The sequence below is a fragment of the Halalkalicoccus sp. CG83 genome, assembly GCF_037081715.1.
GTDB lineage: Archaea > Halobacteriota > Halobacteria > Halobacteriales > Halalkalicoccaceae > Halalkalicoccus > Halalkalicoccus ordinarius.
The window spans coordinates 258,324-274,376 of the sequence record NZ_JAZDDH010000002.1; the positions used below are offsets into that span (position 1 = coordinate 258,324).

General features: G+C 67.4%; 17 protein-coding genes and 1 pseudogene. 9 read left to right on the forward strand and 9 right to left on the reverse strand.

Annotated features, from left to right (window positions below; all coding sequences use genetic code 11):
- Window positions 1-74 precede the first annotated feature (74 nt).
- Together nreA and V0Z78_RS14880 are read left to right on the forward strand one after the other, a co-directional pair.
- Entirely contained in the window at window positions 75-1,388 is a 1,314-nt protein-coding gene (nreA, locus tag V0Z78_RS14875) for a DNA repair protein NreA (protein WP_336345452.1), read from the forward strand.
- Window positions 1,389-1,437: 49 nt separating this feature from the next.
- Window positions 1,438-1,635 carry a hypothetical protein gene (locus tag V0Z78_RS14880; RefSeq protein WP_336345453.1) on the forward strand — a complete coding sequence of 66 codons (198 nt, stop codon included), beginning with the start codon at window positions 1,438-1,440 and terminating at the stop codon, window positions 1,633-1,635.
- A gap of 132 nt (window positions 1,636-1,767) precedes the next feature.
- Here the strand turns inward: V0Z78_RS14880 and V0Z78_RS14885 are convergent.
- The 3 genes and pseudogenes from V0Z78_RS14885 to V0Z78_RS14895 form a co-directional block, all read right to left on the reverse strand.
- Window positions 1,768-2,202 (reverse strand): annotated as a pseudogene (locus V0Z78_RS14885) (DUF302 domain-containing protein); the annotation flags it as partial.
- Between the two features lie 41 nt (window positions 2,203-2,243).
- A complete protein-coding gene (locus V0Z78_RS14890; RefSeq protein WP_336345454.1) occupies window positions 2,244-2,918 on the reverse strand; it encodes a CPBP family glutamic-type intramembrane protease in 675 nt (224 codons plus the stop codon).
- Window positions 2,919-2,924: 6 nt separating this feature from the next.
- Window positions 2,925-3,221 carry a DUF5789 family protein gene (locus tag V0Z78_RS14895; RefSeq protein ID WP_336345455.1) on the reverse strand — a complete coding sequence of 99 codons (297 nt, stop codon included), beginning with the start codon at window positions 3,219-3,221 and terminating at the stop codon, window positions 2,925-2,927.
- Window positions 3,222-3,302: 81 nt separating this feature from the next.
- Here V0Z78_RS14895 and V0Z78_RS14900 point away from each other — a divergent pair, with 81 nt between their 5' ends.
- Together V0Z78_RS14900 and V0Z78_RS14905 are read left to right on the forward strand one after the other, a co-directional pair.
- Window positions 3,303-3,905 carry a GNAT family N-acetyltransferase gene (locus V0Z78_RS14900; RefSeq protein ID WP_336345456.1) on the forward strand — a complete coding sequence of 201 codons (603 nt, stop codon included), beginning with the start codon at window positions 3,303-3,305 and terminating at the stop codon, window positions 3,903-3,905.
- 111 nt (window positions 3,906-4,016) lie between these two features.
- The gene (locus V0Z78_RS14905) at window positions 4,017-4,514 is read left to right on the forward strand and encodes a cupin domain-containing protein (RefSeq protein WP_336345457.1); all 498 of its coding nucleotides are present in this window, start codon (window positions 4,017-4,019) and stop codon (window positions 4,512-4,514) included.
- A gap of 72 nt (window positions 4,515-4,586) precedes the next feature.
- Here V0Z78_RS14905 and V0Z78_RS14910 read toward each other — a convergent pair whose 3' ends face one another.
- Window positions 4,587-4,844, reverse strand: coding sequence for a hypothetical protein (locus V0Z78_RS14910; RefSeq protein ID WP_336345458.1), 258 nt, complete (start codon window positions 4,842-4,844; stop codon window positions 4,587-4,589).
- Between the two features lie 98 nt (window positions 4,845-4,942).
- Here V0Z78_RS14910 and V0Z78_RS14915 point away from each other — a divergent pair, with 98 nt between their 5' ends.
- The 3 genes from V0Z78_RS14915 (at window position 4,943) to V0Z78_RS14925 (ending at window position 7,827) form a co-directional block, all read left to right on the forward strand.
- Window positions 4,943-6,625 carry an acyl-CoA mutase large subunit family protein gene (locus V0Z78_RS14915; RefSeq protein ID WP_336345459.1) on the forward strand — a complete coding sequence of 561 codons (1,683 nt, stop codon included), beginning with the start codon at window positions 4,943-4,945 and terminating at the stop codon, window positions 6,623-6,625.
- 200 nt (window positions 6,626-6,825) lie between these two features.
- Window positions 6,826-7,212 (forward strand): methylmalonyl-CoA epimerase, encoded by a 387-nt coding sequence (gene mce, locus V0Z78_RS14920; RefSeq protein WP_336345460.1) that lies wholly within the window; start codon window positions 6,826-6,828, stop codon window positions 7,210-7,212.
- Window positions 7,213-7,368: 156 nt separating this feature from the next.
- Entirely contained in the window at window positions 7,369-7,827 is a 459-nt protein-coding gene (locus tag V0Z78_RS14925) for a methyltransferase family protein (RefSeq protein WP_336345461.1), read from the forward strand.
- 13 nt (window positions 7,828-7,840) lie between these two features.
- Here V0Z78_RS14925 and V0Z78_RS14930 read toward each other — a convergent pair whose 3' ends face one another.
- Genes V0Z78_RS14930 through pdhA form a run of 3 tightly spaced genes read right to left on the reverse strand, consistent with a single transcriptional unit; the run spans window position 7,841 to window position 10,551 of the window.
- Entirely contained in the window at window positions 7,841-8,467 is a 627-nt protein-coding gene (locus tag V0Z78_RS14930; protein WP_336345462.1) for an FAD-dependent oxidoreductase, read from the reverse strand.
- A 49-nt stretch (window positions 8,468-8,516) separates the two neighbouring features.
- Window positions 8,517-9,485 (reverse strand): alpha-ketoacid dehydrogenase subunit beta, encoded by a 969-nt coding sequence (locus V0Z78_RS14935; protein WP_336345463.1) that lies wholly within the window; start codon window positions 9,483-9,485, stop codon window positions 8,517-8,519.
- A complete protein-coding gene (pdhA, locus tag V0Z78_RS14940; protein WP_336345464.1) occupies window positions 9,475-10,551 on the reverse strand; it encodes a pyruvate dehydrogenase (acetyl-transferring) E1 component subunit alpha in 1,077 nt (358 codons plus the stop codon). Before pdhA ends, V0Z78_RS14935 begins: the two co-directional genes overlap by 11 nt.
- 143 nt (window positions 10,552-10,694) lie before the next feature.
- On the opposite strand from pdhA, the gene V0Z78_RS14945 reads away from it, so the two are divergent.
- A complete protein-coding gene (locus V0Z78_RS14945; protein ID WP_336345465.1) occupies window positions 10,695-12,446 on the forward strand; it encodes a 2-oxoacid:acceptor oxidoreductase subunit alpha in 1,752 nt (583 codons plus the stop codon).
- Complete coding sequence (locus V0Z78_RS14950) at window positions 12,443-13,306, forward strand: 2-oxoacid:ferredoxin oxidoreductase subunit beta (protein WP_336345466.1); 864 nt, start codon at window positions 12,443-12,445, stop codon at window positions 13,304-13,306. Before V0Z78_RS14945 ends, V0Z78_RS14950 begins: the two co-directional genes overlap by 4 nt.
- A gap of 602 nt (window positions 13,307-13,908) precedes the next feature.
- Here V0Z78_RS14950 and V0Z78_RS14955 read toward each other — a convergent pair.
- Window positions 13,909-15,027: a S1C family serine protease gene (locus tag V0Z78_RS14955; RefSeq protein WP_336345467.1), complete on the reverse strand. Its 1,119-nt coding sequence runs from the start codon at window positions 15,025-15,027 to the stop codon at window positions 13,909-13,911.
- Window positions 15,028-15,295: 268 nt separating this feature from the next.
- Window positions 15,296-16,012: a helix-turn-helix domain-containing protein gene (locus V0Z78_RS14960; protein ID WP_336345468.1), complete on the reverse strand. Its 717-nt coding sequence runs from the start codon at window positions 16,010-16,012 to the stop codon at window positions 15,296-15,298.
- Window positions 16,013-16,053 lie beyond the last annotated feature (41 nt).

Genomic DNA, 16,053 nt, shown 5'->3' on the forward strand with positions numbered 1-16,053 from the left:
GGCGAACACCCGTGGTGAGCGTCCGAACGTCCGCCGACCGAACGTTCAAGCCCCTCCACCCCTTATAACGGCCGATGCGACTCGACGAGTACATCGAGGGGCTCGAGCGCGACGAGGCCGCCGAACGACGGCGCCTCGCCCGCGAGAAGTCCTACGCAATCACCGAGTACCTCGAGGACGTCGAATCCCGCTTCTCGGAGGTCGTCTCCGGCGACGCGATGGTCGGTTCGACGGCTCCCTCGATCTTCGTCGGCCACTCGAACTACCCAACGGTCTCGACGGGGCTGCTCTCGCCGGTCGGCGACGAGGAGCGCGCCGAGGAGTACGTCACCGACGCGGAGTGGTACCGAAAGGGGCTCTCGATCGACGACGTCTTCCAGCGTCGAACCGGCCTGCTGAACGCGAACCGAACGACGGACGTCACGAGCGTCGGGGAGAGTCCCGCAGGAGGGTCGACGCGAGCCGCCGAAAACGTCCACGACGTCTGGGAGGGGTTCGTCGGCACACAGCGGGAGGTCGCCATCGCGGGCCGTCCCGTCGGCGTCGAGATCGGACTCTCGGACTCGCGGCTGGACTTCGACCTGCCGGCCGACGACACCGCCGCCCCGCGGGGCCCGCGCACTCGTGCCCGATCGGCGGACCTCACCGAGAACCCCTACGTTCCTCGACCGGTCGAGAAGACCCTCGAGGACGACGACTGGCGCGCGGAGGGTGCGATCACCTACCTCTATCGCCGGGGCTTCGACGTCTACGAGATCAACCGAATCCTCTCGGCGGGCGCGCTCGGCGAGGCGGAGAACCGCCGACTCGTCCCAACGCGCTGGTCGATCACGGCGGTCGACGACGTCCTCGGGAACTACCTCCGGGGCTCCCTGCAAAGCGCCGAGAGCGTCGACGAGACCCGCGTGTGGACCAACGAGTACATGGGAAACCGATACTGGGTGATCGTCACGCCCGGTCGGTGGGAGTACGAACTCGTCGAGATGAAGGCGCCCGGCAGCGTCTGGAACCCCGACCCCGAGGCCGGCGTCTGGATCGCGAGCGACTACGAGGGCTACGAAGGGAGGACGAAGTACGTCGACGGCGGCACCGCCGGGGCGTACTACGCGGCCCGTCTCGCCGCGCTCGAACACCTCGCCGAGCGGGGCCGGCAGGCGAAGGTGCTCGTCCTTCGGCACGTCTCCGACGAGTACTGGGGGCCCGTCGGCGTCTGGCAGATCCGCGAGAGCGTCCGGAACGCCTTCGAGGAGGAGGGGGGCGTCTCGGAGAGCTTCCACGACGCGGTCGGGGCGATCGAGCCCCTCCTTCCGGTCTCGACGAACGACCTGCGTCGTTCCTCCGAGATGGTCGCGGGCGTCCAGGCCTCGCTCGCGGACTTCTCCACGTGAGACGGCGAAGAGGGGTGAAGCTTATTCGCGCCGATCCGCTTCGATCGGTATGGACTCCGTCGTGCTGGTCGGATCGCTCACCGGCGTCGAACTCCTGTCGCTCGCGTCGCTGGCGCTGGCGGTCATCGCGCTCGTGGGACTCGTCGTCGGTCTCGAGCGATACGTCTTCGTGGAGAGCGACGTCGATCCCGTCGGACTCGACGACCTCGAACGCGACGAGGACGTCGACGGCGACGCCTGGCGCTAGCGAACTCGAACGGAACTAGTTGTCCGGAGCGTCGCGTTGTGCACCCGAACGCTTCCCCTGGCCCTCGCGCTTGCCGCCCTGACGGCCGCGCGGCTTCTCGCCGCCGGAGCTCGCCCCCTCCTCGGCGGTCTCGAGGTTTCCGAACGCCTCCTCGACCAGCCGGTTGGTCCCCTCGACGACCTCCTCCCAGTCGTCGTCGTCCGGGGCGACGCCCGACAGGCGGGCGATCTTCATGATCGAGACGTGATACACCTGCTGGACGCCCGGCTCGATCTCCCAGACGACGACGTTACACGGGAACAGGCCGCCGATCTGGTTCGTCACGTCGAGCGCCTCGTTGGCCATCTCGGGGTGACACGCGCCGAGGACGTAGTAGGGGTCGCGATCGACGTCGATCTTCTCGCGAAGCAGTTCCGAGGGCGAGAACTCCACCGGAACGCCGAAGCCCGCCTCCACGAAGGCCTCTCGGACGTGTTCGACCGCCTCGTCGTGGCCCATGTTCAGCGTGAGCTGTCGTTCGCCGATGTCGTCCGCGGTGAGTTGCGTCGGATCGATCGGTAGGCTCATGACCGACCCATCGGCCGTCGATCCCAAAAAACGTCTGCAAGCTACAGCGGGAGCGGTATCCACGACAGCCACCCCACGACCGACTCGGACGAGACGATCGGATCGTGGAGCACGAGCCAGTCGAGCAACACCAGCCCGCCCCCGTGGGCGACCGTCGAGGGGAGGATCGAGTCGGCGTGGTAGTCGACCGCGCCGAACAGCACGTCGGTCGGTCCCGAGAGGACGAGTTCGACCGGCGGCTTGTTCAGGTGCAGCGCCGCGTAGACGATGGGGCTGATGAACACGCACTTGGGTCCGAGGTCCCGCACGCCCACACAGAGCAGTCCGCGGAAGTAGGTCTCGGTGGCGAGCGCGAGCACGAACAACTGGATCGCGTGGGGGACGAACGCGCCGAGTTCGGGCGTGGTCTCCCAGATCGGATAGTAGGTCCTCACCGTCGGCAGCGTCGAGCCAACGAGGTAGAACGGGAGGACGAACGCCGACAGCAAGAGGGTGTTTCGCACCGCGAGGCGGTCGATCCGCCAGCCGATGTGTCGACCGTGGACCAGCCCCAGCGCGAGCGGGACGAACAGATACAACAGCGTGTCGCGGACGACCCGTTCGGTGAGACCGTCGGTCCGCCAGTTCACCCAGATGACCAGTACGACTGCGGCGACCAGAATCGATCGATGGATCCAGGCGAGCCGGAGCCGGGCTCGGAGTCGCCCCGGATCCATCGCCGATCACTCCGCGGTCGGAACCGGCCCGGTGCCGGTCACGTCGCGGACCGCGTTGACGAACTCCTGGCGGCTCTGGAAGTAGGGGTTCTCGACCGCCTCGAGCAGTTCGTCGACGCGTTTCGGTCCGTCGGGCGTCCGGACGACGGTCTCGCCCTCCTTGCGGCTGACCTCGCTCTGCTGCTGGGGATAGGCGAGCCGGGAGGCGACCTGCGCGAGCGGCACGCCCTCGACGGAGACCGACTCGCCGAGTTCGACGAGCGGCTCCTCCTCCTCTTCTTGCTGGTCGTCGTCGTCGCTCATGCGCCCGGATTTGCGACCGGCGCGATTCAACCTTTCGGTCCGCATGAAAGGCTTTTACCCCCGACGCGGTAAGGTCGGAGCATGTACGTCCGGGACGCCAAGAACCGAGAGGAGGTCTGGCTTCTCGACCAGATCGAACGCCTGGAACTCGACGAGACGGCGTTTCGTTCCCGGGACTACGTCGTCGCGCTCGACGAGGACTCGGGCGAGAAGGCCGGCTTCGGCCGGATCCGCATCCACAAGACCGACGACGGCGACGTCTGTGAGCTCACGAGCATCGGCGTCCTCGAGCGCTGGCGGGGCCAGGGCGTCGGCGCCCACGTGATCGAGCGGCTGATCGACCACGCGGGCGATCAGGGGTTCGAGACCGTCTACACGCTGGTGGGCGTGCCGAACTACCTCGTCCAGTTCGGCTTCGAGCCGATCGAGCGCGAGGAGCTACCCGACGTCCTGGAGGCACGCCTCGAGACCAAACGCGAGACGATCGAACCCGAGGCGATCCCCATGGCCCTCGACGCCGAGGAGTTCGAGATGCCCGATCGCTTCCGGGAGGCGTTCAAGCAGGCATCGCCGACCGCCACCGAGGAGGAGGCCGCCCGCGAGGAGGTCGACCCCGCGGAGGACTTCGGGATCGACCCCGAGACGGCCACCTATAAGTACGACACCGGGGGCGGCCGCCGGTAGGCGGTAACCGGCCGGTGGGCCGGCTCAGCAGTCCCTCACCCACCGTTCGTTCGCGAGTACTTCCTCTCAGGACCGCGTACCTCTATGCCGTCCCTCGGCGTTCCGTTCGGCATGGGAACGACGAACGCGAACGAACTGGAGTGGACCACGCTCGAGAGGGGCGAGACGTTCCTCAAGCGAAAACAGCTCGGCGAGGCTGCCGGCGGCGACCGGCTCGGCTGCAGCGTCTACGAGCTCCCCGCCGGACGACTGTCGTGGCCCTATCACTATCACACGGCGAACGAGGAGGCGATCTTCGTCCTCTCCGGTACGGGACGTCTCCGGCTCGACGGGGAGCTACTGGCGCTCACGGAGGGCGATTACGTCACCCTCCCCGCCGACGAACGCGGAGCCCATCGGGTCATCAACGATTCCGACGGGTCGCTCACCTACCTGGCGGTTTCGACGATGAACGAGCCGGACGTCACGGCCTATCCCGATTCCGAGAAGATCGGCGTTTTCGTGGGATCGCCGCCGGGAGGGCGCGGGAACCGGGAGATCCACGGCTACTACCGGATCGACGAATCCGTCGACTACTGGACCGACGAGGAGGACGTCGAGACCGAGTAACCGGGGAACCGGCGTCCGTTCCGACGGTCACCTCCCGATCCACGCGTCGTTACCGGTCGAGGTCGGGGCCGATCAGTACTCCTCGCGGTCGGTGACGAAGCCGCTCTTGAACGCGACCCAGGTCAGCACGCTCATGAAGAGGACCGGAGGGAGCATCGCGAACACCCAGAGCGGCTCGAGCCCCCACCCGAGCACGAGCACGACGTTCAGGACCCCGAGCGCGAGAAACGGGAGCGTGTAGAGCGCCGCCCGTCGCCGGTCGCGGTCGCCGTCGTCGGTCGGGATCGGCGGCCCCTCGTCGCTGCCGTCGGCGTCGACCGGCGTTCCCATGTCCGTTCGTCGGCGTTCCAGCGCCAAAAAGGGCGTGGAGCGATCGTCCGATCGGGCGGGCGGCATGGCTTAAGAGTCTGCGCACGGTACGATATCGCATGTTCGATCAGGACGAACTCGCGACCATCCGCGAGGAGAAGGAACGCTGGGAGGAGGAGACCCGCGGACCGACCGTCGAGCGCTTCGGCGAGCGAAAGGAGGAGTTCACCACCGACACCGCCGGCCACGAGATCCAGCCGCTCTACACGCCCGACGACGTCGCGGACCTCGACTACGACGAGGACCTCGGCTTCCCCGGAGAGGACCCGTACACGAGAGGGGTCTACTCGACGATGCACCGCGGTCGGCTGTGGACGATGCGCCAGTACGCGGGGATGGGCACTCCCGTCGAGACCAACGAGCGCTACCGATACCTCATGGATCAGGGCCAGACCGGCCTCTCGATGGCGTTCGACCTCCCCACGCAGATGGGCTACGACTCCGACGCCGACATGGCCGCCGGCGAGGTCGGCAAGTCCGGCGTCGCCATCGACTCCCTGCGGGACATGGAGACCGTCTTCGACGGCATCCCGCTCGACGAGGTCTCCACGTCGATGACGATCAACGCCCCCGCGAGCGTCCTGCTCGCGATGTACGTCGCGGTCGGCGACGAGCAGGGCGTCCCCCGCGAGGAGCTCAGGGGGACGGTCCAGAACGACCTGCTGAAGGAGTACATCGCGCGAAACACCTACATCTACCCGCCGGAACCTTCCATGCGGATCGTCACGGACATCTTCGAGTTCTGTGCCGAGGAGGTGCCCAACTTCAACACGATCTCGATCTCGGGCTATCACATCCGCGAGGCCGGCGCAAGCGCGGCCCAGGAGCTCGCCTTCACCCTCGGAAACGGCATCGAATACGTCGAGGCCGCGCTCGACGCGGGCCAGGAGGTCGAGGAGTTCGCCCCGCAGCTCTCCTTCTTCTTCAACGCCCACAACGACATCTTCGAGGAGGTCGCGAAGTTCCGTGCCGCACGTCGAATGTGGGCGAAGATCATGGAGGAGCGATTCGACGCCGAGGACGAGAAGGCCAAACAGCTGAAGTTCCACACCCAGACGGCGGGCTCGACGCTCACCGCCCAGCAGGTCGAGAACAACGTCGTCCGCGTCGCCTACCAGGCGCTCGCGGGCGTCCTCGGCGGGACCCAGAGCCTCCACACCAACGGCAAGGACGAGGCGCTCGCGCTTCCCACGGAGAAGTCGGTTCGAACGGCGCTTCGCACCCAGCAGATCCTCGCCCACGAGTCGGGGGCGGCCGACACGATCGATCCGCTCGCGGGCAGCTACTACGTCGAGGCGCTCACCGACGACATCGAGGAGGAGGCGTTCGAGATCATCCGCGAGGTCGACGACCGTGGCGGGATGCTCCAGGCCGTCGAGGACCAGTGGGTCCAGCGCCAGATCCAGGACGTCGCCTTCGAGCGCCAGCGCGAGATCGAGGAGGGCGAGCGGGTCATCGTCGGCGTCAACGAGTACGAGGTCGACGAGGAGCCCGAGATGGACATCGAGGAGGTCACCGAGGAGGACCAGCAGCGCCAGATCGACGGCCTCGAGACCGTCCGCGCCCAGCGCGACGAGGAGACCGCCGAGGCCGCGCTGGCCGCCCTGGAGGAAGCCGCGAGCGGCGAGGAGAACGTCATGCCCCACATCGTCGACGCCGTGAAGGCCGAGGCGACCATCGGCGAGATCTGTGACGTCCTCCGTGACGTCTTCGGCGAGTACCGTCCCGGAAGCGCCCTGTAACGGCCACCCACCTTTTTCTCGTCCTGGATGCGCTCGCAGAGCGCATCCGGAGCGGAAAAACGTGGGCGAAAAATCCGCTCCGTCCGTCCGGTCATTTACGCCTGATTGCGCTCCGATCGCCCCGGCAGCGTTTTCGTGCCAGCGGCGTTTCGTCGGAAGTCATCCCCGCCGGTTAACTACTCGTCCGTCCAACGTCCGCCATGTACTTCGATCACGCCGGGATCGCGACCGACGACGCGGACGCGCTCGCGGAGCTGTTCGGGGACCTGTTCGACACAGCCGTCGTCCACGAAGAGGAGTTCGACGGCATGACCGTCCGGTTTCTCGATCTCGGGAACGGCTACTTCGAGCTGCTCGAGTCACACGAGGGTGGACCGATCGCGACGTATCTCGAGCGAAACGGACCGGGCATCCACCACCTCGCGCTCGCGACCGACGACGTCGAGAGTGCGCTCGAGGACGCCCGCGAGGCGGGCGTGGACCTCATCGACGAGGAGCCCCGTCCCGGCGCGTGGGGCCACGAGGTCGCCTTCCTCCATCCGGGATCGACCGGCGGCGTCCTGATCGAGTTCGTCCAGCACGGCTGACCGGCGGCTCCCTCGTATACTCCTTCCTCGAGACCTGCGTCTCCTGGCAGGACCGATTACCGGAAACGGGGCCCGTATTCCCCACGCCGCACGGCATCACGACGGGTTACTCCAGAATCCGATCGACACTTGTCGCTGGTTACCGCTACCCGAGATATGGCGACCCCCTCGAAAGGGCGATGGCGATGGGCGAACGTCCCGATCCCCGAACCGCACGTGTTCGGACTGTTCGTGAGCGTGGCGCTCCACACGTACAGGCCGTGGCGAATCACCGACCGCCGGGAACCCGCTCGAACCATCGGCTGGTCGGTAGTCGGAGCCAGCGTGCCGTGTCTGGCGTGGGCGGTACGAACGGCCGGCGACGCCGACGTCGAGGAGCCGGCCGCTCTCCTCACCGGCGGACCGTACGCGTTCAGCCGAAACCCGATGTACGTCGCGTGGACGGCGCTGTACGTGGGTATCGCGCTGCTCTCGAACTCCCTGTGGCCGTTCGTCCTCTCGCCCGCCGTGCTGGCCGCTACCCACGGTATCGTCCGACGGGAAGAACGCTTGTTGGCCCGCGCGTTCGGCGACGAGTATCGCACCTATCGGCGTGACGTTCCTCGATACCTGTGAATCGGGATCGAACCTATCCGAAGTTCTCGACCTTCGCGCCGTCCGGGTCGCCGCCGGCCCCCTCGAGCGCGTCGAGCGCATCGGTGACGAACTCGCCGAAGCCGTAGACGAACACCTGCTGGCCGTCGTAGTAGCTCGCGACGTGGTCCGCGAGCTCGTCGGTGACGACGACCGTCGCGCCGGCCTCGCGAAGCGCCTCCAGCCGATCCTCGTGGACGGGCTCGTCGTCGCAGTAGACGACCGTCACGTCGCCGCCGTCCTCGACGGCGCGTTCGCCGATGCCGACCGCGGGACCGACGCCGGGGCCGCCCGCGAGGATCAGCAGTTCGGACTCGTCCTCGTAGTAGGCGCTGCCGTAGGGCCCCTCGACGGTGACCGTCTCGCCCTCGCGGTCGTCGTCGGCGATCCACGGCCCGAGCGTCCCCTCGGGGTCGATTCCGATGGTGATCTCGAAGCCTCCCTCGACGTCGGGCGAGGAGAGGGTGTAGAATCGCGAGACGTGCTCGCCCTCGACCTCGGTCTCGAGCTTGACGAACTGGCCGGGCCGGGCGTCGAACTCCTCGGGCGTCTCGAGATCGACGGCGACGGTGTCGGGGCCGACCTCACGGACGGCCTCGATCGTGACCTCGGTTTTCTCCATACGCGGAGCTACCGCCGGTTCCGACAAAGGACTTGCCCTCTCGAGCGAACTACGCCGAGAGGGCGCGCTCGATGCCGGCGGCGACGCGATCCTCGTCGGGCAGGTACTCCTCCTCGCGGGCGAACAGGGGGAACGGCACGTCGTAGCCCGTCACCCGCTCGACGGGCGCCTCGAGGTAGTAGAGCGCCTCGTCGTTGATCCGGGCGATTATCTCCGCGGCCATCCCCGCCGTTTGCGGCGCCTCGTGGACGACGACACACCGGCCGGTCTTTCGCACCGACTCGAGGATCGTCTCCGAGTCGAGCGGGAAGATCGTCCGCGGGTCGATCACCTCGACGCTCGCGTCGACGCGTTCGGCCGCACGGGTCGCCTCGCGCACCATCGCGCCCCAGGCGACGACGGTGATATCGTCGCCCTCCTCGACGACGCGGGCCTCGCCCAGCGGCACGGTGTGATCGTCCTCCGGAACGGGTTCGCGGAACGCGCGATAGAGCCGCGTCGGTTCGAGGAAGACGACCGGATCGGGGTCGCGGATCGAGCTGGTGAGAAGCCCCTTCGTGTCGGCGGGCGTCGAGGGGACGACCACCTTCAGTCCGGGCGTGTGGGCGTAGCCCGCCTCGAAGCTCTCGGAGTGGTGTTCGAGCGCGCGGATCCCGCCGCCGTACGGCGAACGGATCGTCATCGGACACTCGTAGCTTCCGCGTGATCGACTCCGCAGGCGCGCGGCGTGCTGCTGGAGTTGGTGGTACGCCTGGTGCATGAACCCCGAGAACTGGATCTCGGCGACCGGCCGCATCCCGTGGGCCGCCAGTCCGACGCCCAGCCCGACGATCCCGGACTCGGCGACCGGCGCGTCGTACACGCGGTCGGGGTAGCCCTCGACGAGTCCCTGGGTCGCCCTGAAGACGCCGCCGTTGACCGCGACGTCCTGTCCGTAGACGACGACCGACTCGTCGCGTGCCAGCTCCTCGCCGAGCGCGGTCCGGACCGCCTCCACCATCCGCAGCTCATTCGCCATTCTCCTCACCCCCGAAGGCCGCGCGCTGGGACTCGAGCTCCGGCGGAAGCTCCGAGAAGACGTGATCGAACATCTCCGCGGGATCGATCTCCTCGCGTCCCTCCTGTGCCCGCTCGACCGCCTCGGCCAGCTCCTCCTCGATGGCCTCCTCGATCTCCTCTCTGGTCTCGTCGTCGAGAATCCCACGCCCCTCGAGATACGTCTCGAAGCGGTCGATCGGGTCCCGTTCCTCCCATCCCTCCTCCTCCTCGCGTTCGCGATAGACTGAGGGGTCGTCCGCGGTCGTGTGCATCGACTGACGGTAGGTCATCGCCTCGACGAGCACCGGCTCGCCCTTCCGCGCCATCTCGAGGGCCTCCTCCACCACCCGATGGACGCCGAGGACGTCGTTGCCGTCGACCTGTACCCCCGTGATCCCGGCGGCGATCGCCTTCTGGGCGATCGTCTCGGCACGGGTCTGTTTCTCGCGAGGAACCGAGATCGCGTACTGGTTGTTCTGACAGAAGAAGACGGTGTGGGCGTCGTAGACGCCGGCGCAGTTCATCCCCTCGTAGACGTCGCCCTCGCTGGTCGCGCCGTCGCCGAAGTAGCCGATGGTGGCGTGTTCCTCTCCCTTGATCGCCTGTGCCCAGCCGAGCCCGGCGGCGTGGATCGCCTGCGAGCCGACGGCGATCGACGGCGGGAGGTCGTTCTGTCCGTCGGGGATCTCCGCGCCCTCCTCCATCCCCATCGCGTACCACAGCAGTGCGTGCGGCGGCGTTCCGCGCGCGAGATACGCGGCGTTCTCGCGGAACGACGGCACCATCCAGTCGTCCTCGGCGAGCGCCACGGCGCTTCCCACCTGGGCGGCCTCCTGGCCCAGTGCGGGGGCGATCGTGCCGCTCTCGCCGCGGCGCTGGAGTGCGATCGCACGCTCGTCGAGCCTGCGGGCGCGCTTCATTCCCCGGTAGAGCTCGAGCAGCCGTTCCTCCGATAGATCGGGATCGAGCTCCTCGTCGACGTTCCCCTCACGGTCCAGCACCTGCACGTGGTTGATGGTGAACTCGGCGGCCCGTTCGCTTGGCATACCGGCTACGTGTCTCCCCTGGTACTTATCATATGCCGACTGGCCTTCGTCCACCCCGACATCAGGTGCCTGCACCCGCAAGCGCGGCTCGTAGTACACTTACGGAAGGCTTTTTGCCCGCGGCCGGGCTACCTCTAACCCACATGCCTGAGGACCTCAACTGGGCCGTCGGCGGGGAGGCCGGCGACGGGATCGACTCCACTGGAAAGATCTTCGCCCAGGCGCTCTCACGGGCCGGACGGCACGTCTTCACATCCAAGGACTTCGCCTCGCGGATCCGCGGCGGCTACACCGCCTACAAGATCCGGACGTCGGTCGACGAGGTGAACAGCGTCGTCGATCGACTCGACGTCCTCGTCGCGCTCACCCAGCGCACCATCGACGAGAACCTCGACGAACTCCACGAGAACAGCGTGATCATCTACGACGGCGAGCGTTCGTGGGAGGCCGACGTCCCCGACGAGATGGTCGAGCTCGACGTCCCGCTCAAGAGCCTCGCGGAGGACGCCGGCGGCGCGATCATGCAGAACGTCGTCGCGCTCGGGGCGGCCTGCGAGGTCGCGAACTTCCCGATCGAGCACCTCGACAGCGCCCTCGAGAAGCGCTTCGGCGACAAGGGGCAGAAGCTCGTCGACAACAACCAGGAGGCCGCTCGGGCCGGGCGAGACTACGTCCAGGAGAACTACGACCATGACTACGGCTACGACCTCGAGACCACGGACAACGACTACGTCCTGCTCAACGGCGACGAGGCGATCGGGATGGGCGCGCTGGTCGCGGGTTGTCGGTTCTACGCGGGCTACCCGATCACCCCGGCGACCAACGTGATGGAGTACCTCACCGGTCGGATCGACCAGTACGGTGGCACGGTCGTCCAGGCCGAGGACGAGCTCGCCGCGATCAACATGGCGCTCGGCGCCGCACGCTCCGGCGCGCGAGCAATGACCGCCACCTCCGGGCCGGGCATCGACCTGATGACCGAGACGTTCGGCCTCATCGCCACCACGGAGACGCCGCTGGTGATCGCCGACGTGATGCGTTCGGGGCCCTCGACCGGGATGCCGACCAAACAGGAGCAGGGCGACCTGAACATGGCGCTCTACGGCGGTCACGGCGAGATCCCCCGGTTCGTCGTCGCGCCGACCACCATCTCCGAGTGTTTCTGGAAGACGATCGAGGCGTTCAACCTCGCCGAGAAGTACCAGACGCCGGTCTACGTCATCTCAGATCTGGCGATGGCGGTCACCGAACAGACGTTCTCGCCCGAGGAGTTCGACATGGACGCGGTCGAGATCGACCGCGGGAACGTCGTGAGCGAGGACGACATCGACCAGTACCTCGACGAGCAGGGGCGCTTCCAGCCCCACTACGACGCCGCCGACGGCATCAGCCCGCGGGCGTTCCCCGGCACCGCGGAGGGCGCACACATGACGACCGGCCTCGAGCACGACGAGCTCGGCCGGCGGACCGAGGACACCGAGGAGCGCGTCCAGCAGGTCGACAAGCGAAATCGAAAGGTCGAGACCGCCCAGCGCGAGGAGGACTGGTCGCCCCGCGAGTTCGGCAACGAGGACGCGGAGAACCTGGTGATCACGTGGGGGTCGAACGAGGGCGCGATCCTCGAGGCGATGGACGAGCTCGACGACGACGTGCGGTTCATCTCCGTCCCCTACCTCTTCCCCCGGCCCGACCTCACCGAAGCGGTCGAGAACGCGGATCGGACCGTCGTCGTCGAGTGTAACGCGACCGGCCAGTTCGCCGACCTGATCGAACGCGACACGCTTACACGAGTCGAACGCATCAACAAGTACAACGGCATCCGGTTCAACGCCGACGAACTCCGCGAGCGGATCACGGAGACGTTCGCGGCGGAACCGGAGGTTACAGCACAATGAGTTCCCAGGCACACTTCACCGACTTCAAGAGCGACAAGCGACCCACGTGGTGTCCCGGCTGCGGCGACTTCGGGACGATGAACGGCATGATGAAGGCGCTCGCCAACACCGGCAACAGCCCCGACGACACCTTCATCTGCGCTGGCATCGGCTGTTCGGGCAAGATCGGGACGTACATGCACAGCTACGCGCTCCACGGCGTCCACGGACGCGCGCTCCCCGTCGGTACGGGCGTGAAGATGGCCAACCCCAACCTCGAAGTGATGGTCGCCGGCGGCGACGGCGACGGCTACTCGATCGGCGCGGGCCACTTCGTCCACGCGGTCCGACGTAACGTCGACATGACCTACGTCGTGATGGACAACCGCATCTACGGGCTCACGAAGGGCCAGTTCTCGCCCACCTCCCGCGAGGACTTCGAGACCTCGACCTCGCCCGAGGGGACCCAGCAGTCGCCGGTCCACCCGCTCGCGCTGGCGATGGCCGCGGGCGGCAGCTTCATCGCCCAGTCGTTCTCCTCGGACTCCCAGCGCCACACCCAGATTATCGAGGAAGCGATCGAGCACGACGGTTTCTCGCTGGTCAACACCTACAGCCCCTGTGTGACGTTCAACGACGTCGACACCTACGACTACTTCCGCGACTCCCTGATCGACCTCGACGAGGAGAACCACGACCCCAACGACTACGACCAGGCTCGCGAGAAGATCATGGACTTCGACAACATCTACCAGGGCGTGATCTACCAGGACGACGACAGCGTCGGCTACGAGAAGCGCCTCGGAATCGAGGAGCCGATGAACGACATCCCCGACGGCGCGCCCGAGGGCGCGATGGACCTCGTCCGCGAGTTCTACTGACGGCGGCTCATCCCTCTTCTCCTGTGTTCGAGGCGAGCAGTCACGTCGTTCTCCGCGATCGAGACCTGCGATACCGGTCGGCGATCCCACACGAGTCCCGGCGATCGGCCGGCCGGTGACGACCCCGAGGCCCGGTCGGGTTCCTCGCCCGTGGCGCGTCGCGCCAGAGACGTGTTGGCGGACCTACTATCCCTGGTTTCGTGAAGCGATCAACTGTTCCACCTCATGACTGCGAACCGCACGACGTCGTAGTGGGCGATGGCACGGCGGGTGCCCTCGTCGCCGCGACGGCTGCCGGTTTCTCGACGGTACTTCTCGAACGGAGGGGTCGGGAGGAGGCCGGAGCGGGACCTCGACGATGAATTTCACGCTGAAGCTCGAGACGCTGATCGACACGTTTGGTCGTTGGGATCTGCTCTACGAGCGCCCTCACGTCCAGAAACGCGCCACGACGCCCAAGCAGCACTACGACGCATGCCCGAGCACGTCGGTCGTGTTCGAGGGGTGGCGAAGCGAGCGCGAGCGCGTACTCGAGGAGATCTCCGAGATCGCCGGCGCCGAGCCCGAGTACAGATCCTCACCGGCGAGCGTGCGACGTCGGTCTACGTGCCGCCACCGCTACTGGCGTCGGCCGGCGGCCGCGTCCCCACGGTCAGGTCGACGGTCGTCTCGCTGCCGTCCCGCCGAACGGTCGCGGTCGTCGTTTCCTCGGGCGAGAGATCGAGCGCAATGGTCGAGGACAGCTCCGAGGGCGTCCCGATGCGCTGCTCGGCGAGGGAGACGAGGACGTCCCCGCCGGTCGGTACGGGCGTCCCGCTCACGGTCGTCTGCCCGGTCGAGCCCCGAAGCACGGCCGCCGCCGGGCCGTTCGGCGCGACCTGGTTTACGTAGACGCCGATCGGCTCCTCGAGCCCGTTCGCCTCCGCGATCGCGGGCGTCGTGGGGACCGCGTTCACGCCGAGATAGGGGGCGTCGTACTCGCCGTTCTCGATCAGCGCGGGCACCACGCGCCTCGCGAGCGCCGTCGAGACGGCGAAGGCGATGTTGTCGCCGCCGCCCGCGCTGATCACGCCGGCGACCGCACCCTCGAGGTTCACGAGCGGGCCGCCGCTGTTGCCGGGGTTGACGGCGGCGTCGGTCTGGATCGCGTCCGGGATCGTCACGCCCGAGGGGTTCCGCAGCGAACGATGCACACCGCTGACGATCCCGGTCGAGACCGAGGCGTTCAGCCCGAACGAGTTGCCGATCGCGACCACCTCGGTTCCGACGGCGGGATACTGCTCGAGAAACGAGAGCGACCCGGCGTAGTCGGGCGTCTCGGCGTCGAGGACGGCTAGATCCGCATAGGCGTCCTCGCCGACGAGGCTCGCCTCCTGCCAGTCGTTTCGCCTGAACTGGACGGAGACCGTCGACCGACCCTGCGTGATGTGTTGGTTGGTGATCACGTAGTCGTCGTGGACGAACCCCGTCCCCAGTCCGCCCCGCTCCTGGCCCTGCTCGCCGCTCACCCGGACGAGGACGACCGAGTCGACGGTCTCCTCGTAGACCCTCGTATACGGACTCCCGTTCTCGGAGCCGGAGGCGTTGTCGCTCTCCGTCGTCGAACCGCCGTTCTCCCCGTCGACGGCACTGAGACACCCCGCCGTCCCGGCGAGCGTGCCGGCTCCGATCGCGACGAGCAGACGGCGACGCTGCCATCCCGATCGGTGGTCCCTGGGCATGGCTTCTCTACCGGTCGTGTGCTAATGAATCCACTCGGAGACCGGTTCCGACGTCGTTCGAGCGACCGGTGACGGTCGCTCGAGCCACGCTCGAACCCGGCGGTGACGCATCGACGCCCGGACGTACGTGACGGAAAACGCGTCAAGGGGGATCGACGTCGGGCCGTCCGCGAGAACGGTCGTCGATCGACCTTCGTGGGACCACCCTATCGTCGCCGGCTCCGCGGTGGACGTATATCGTATCGATCCGTAGCGGGGCCGGCCTCGTTCAGTCCTCGCTCGCCGCGATCGACCCCTCGCTTTCGGCCGCGAACGGGATCTCCGCGTCGTCGTCGTCGTCGCTCGCGCCGAGCGCGTGTTTGACGAGGTTTCCGTGGCCGCGTCGGAGCCGCTCGGAGAGCGCCTGGTGTGAGATGTCGAGCGTCTCCGCGAGGTCGGTCAGACTCGACTCGCGCGGGACGTCGTAGTAGCCGTGTTCGAGCGCCGCGAGCATCGTCTCGCGCTGCTGGCCGGTCAGTCCGAACTGCTGGTGGGAGTCGTCGTCGAACCCGTAGATCCGGTCGACCGTCATCGAGAGTCCGTGTTCCTCACAGCGCTCGTAGGTCTGCGAGAGCGACTCGCGGTCGGGAAACAGCGCCCGAAGGCGCCACTGGTCGTCGACGGTGTTCGCCTCCAGGACCGTCGTCCCCGCCTCGAGGATGAGATCGACCGCCGTCTCGATCGACTCGATCCATCTCGTCCGATAGACCCGGCTCTCGTTCATCGCCGCGATGCACTCGACCGACTCGAGCGTCGGATCGGTCTCCAACAGTCCGTCGAGGTCGGCGAGCGCCCGTTCGTCGCCGGTCGCACGAACCAGCGGCAGTACGCGGTCGGCATCGTGAGCGATGATTCCAACGAACTCGAAGGACGCATCCGTGATCGGCACCGTCTCCGCCAGACAAAACTCCTCCGTCGGCAGACGAAACTCCGCTACCGAGGCCACCACTCTTCCCTCCTTTCTGAGCGGTGCCACTCCGCACTGCT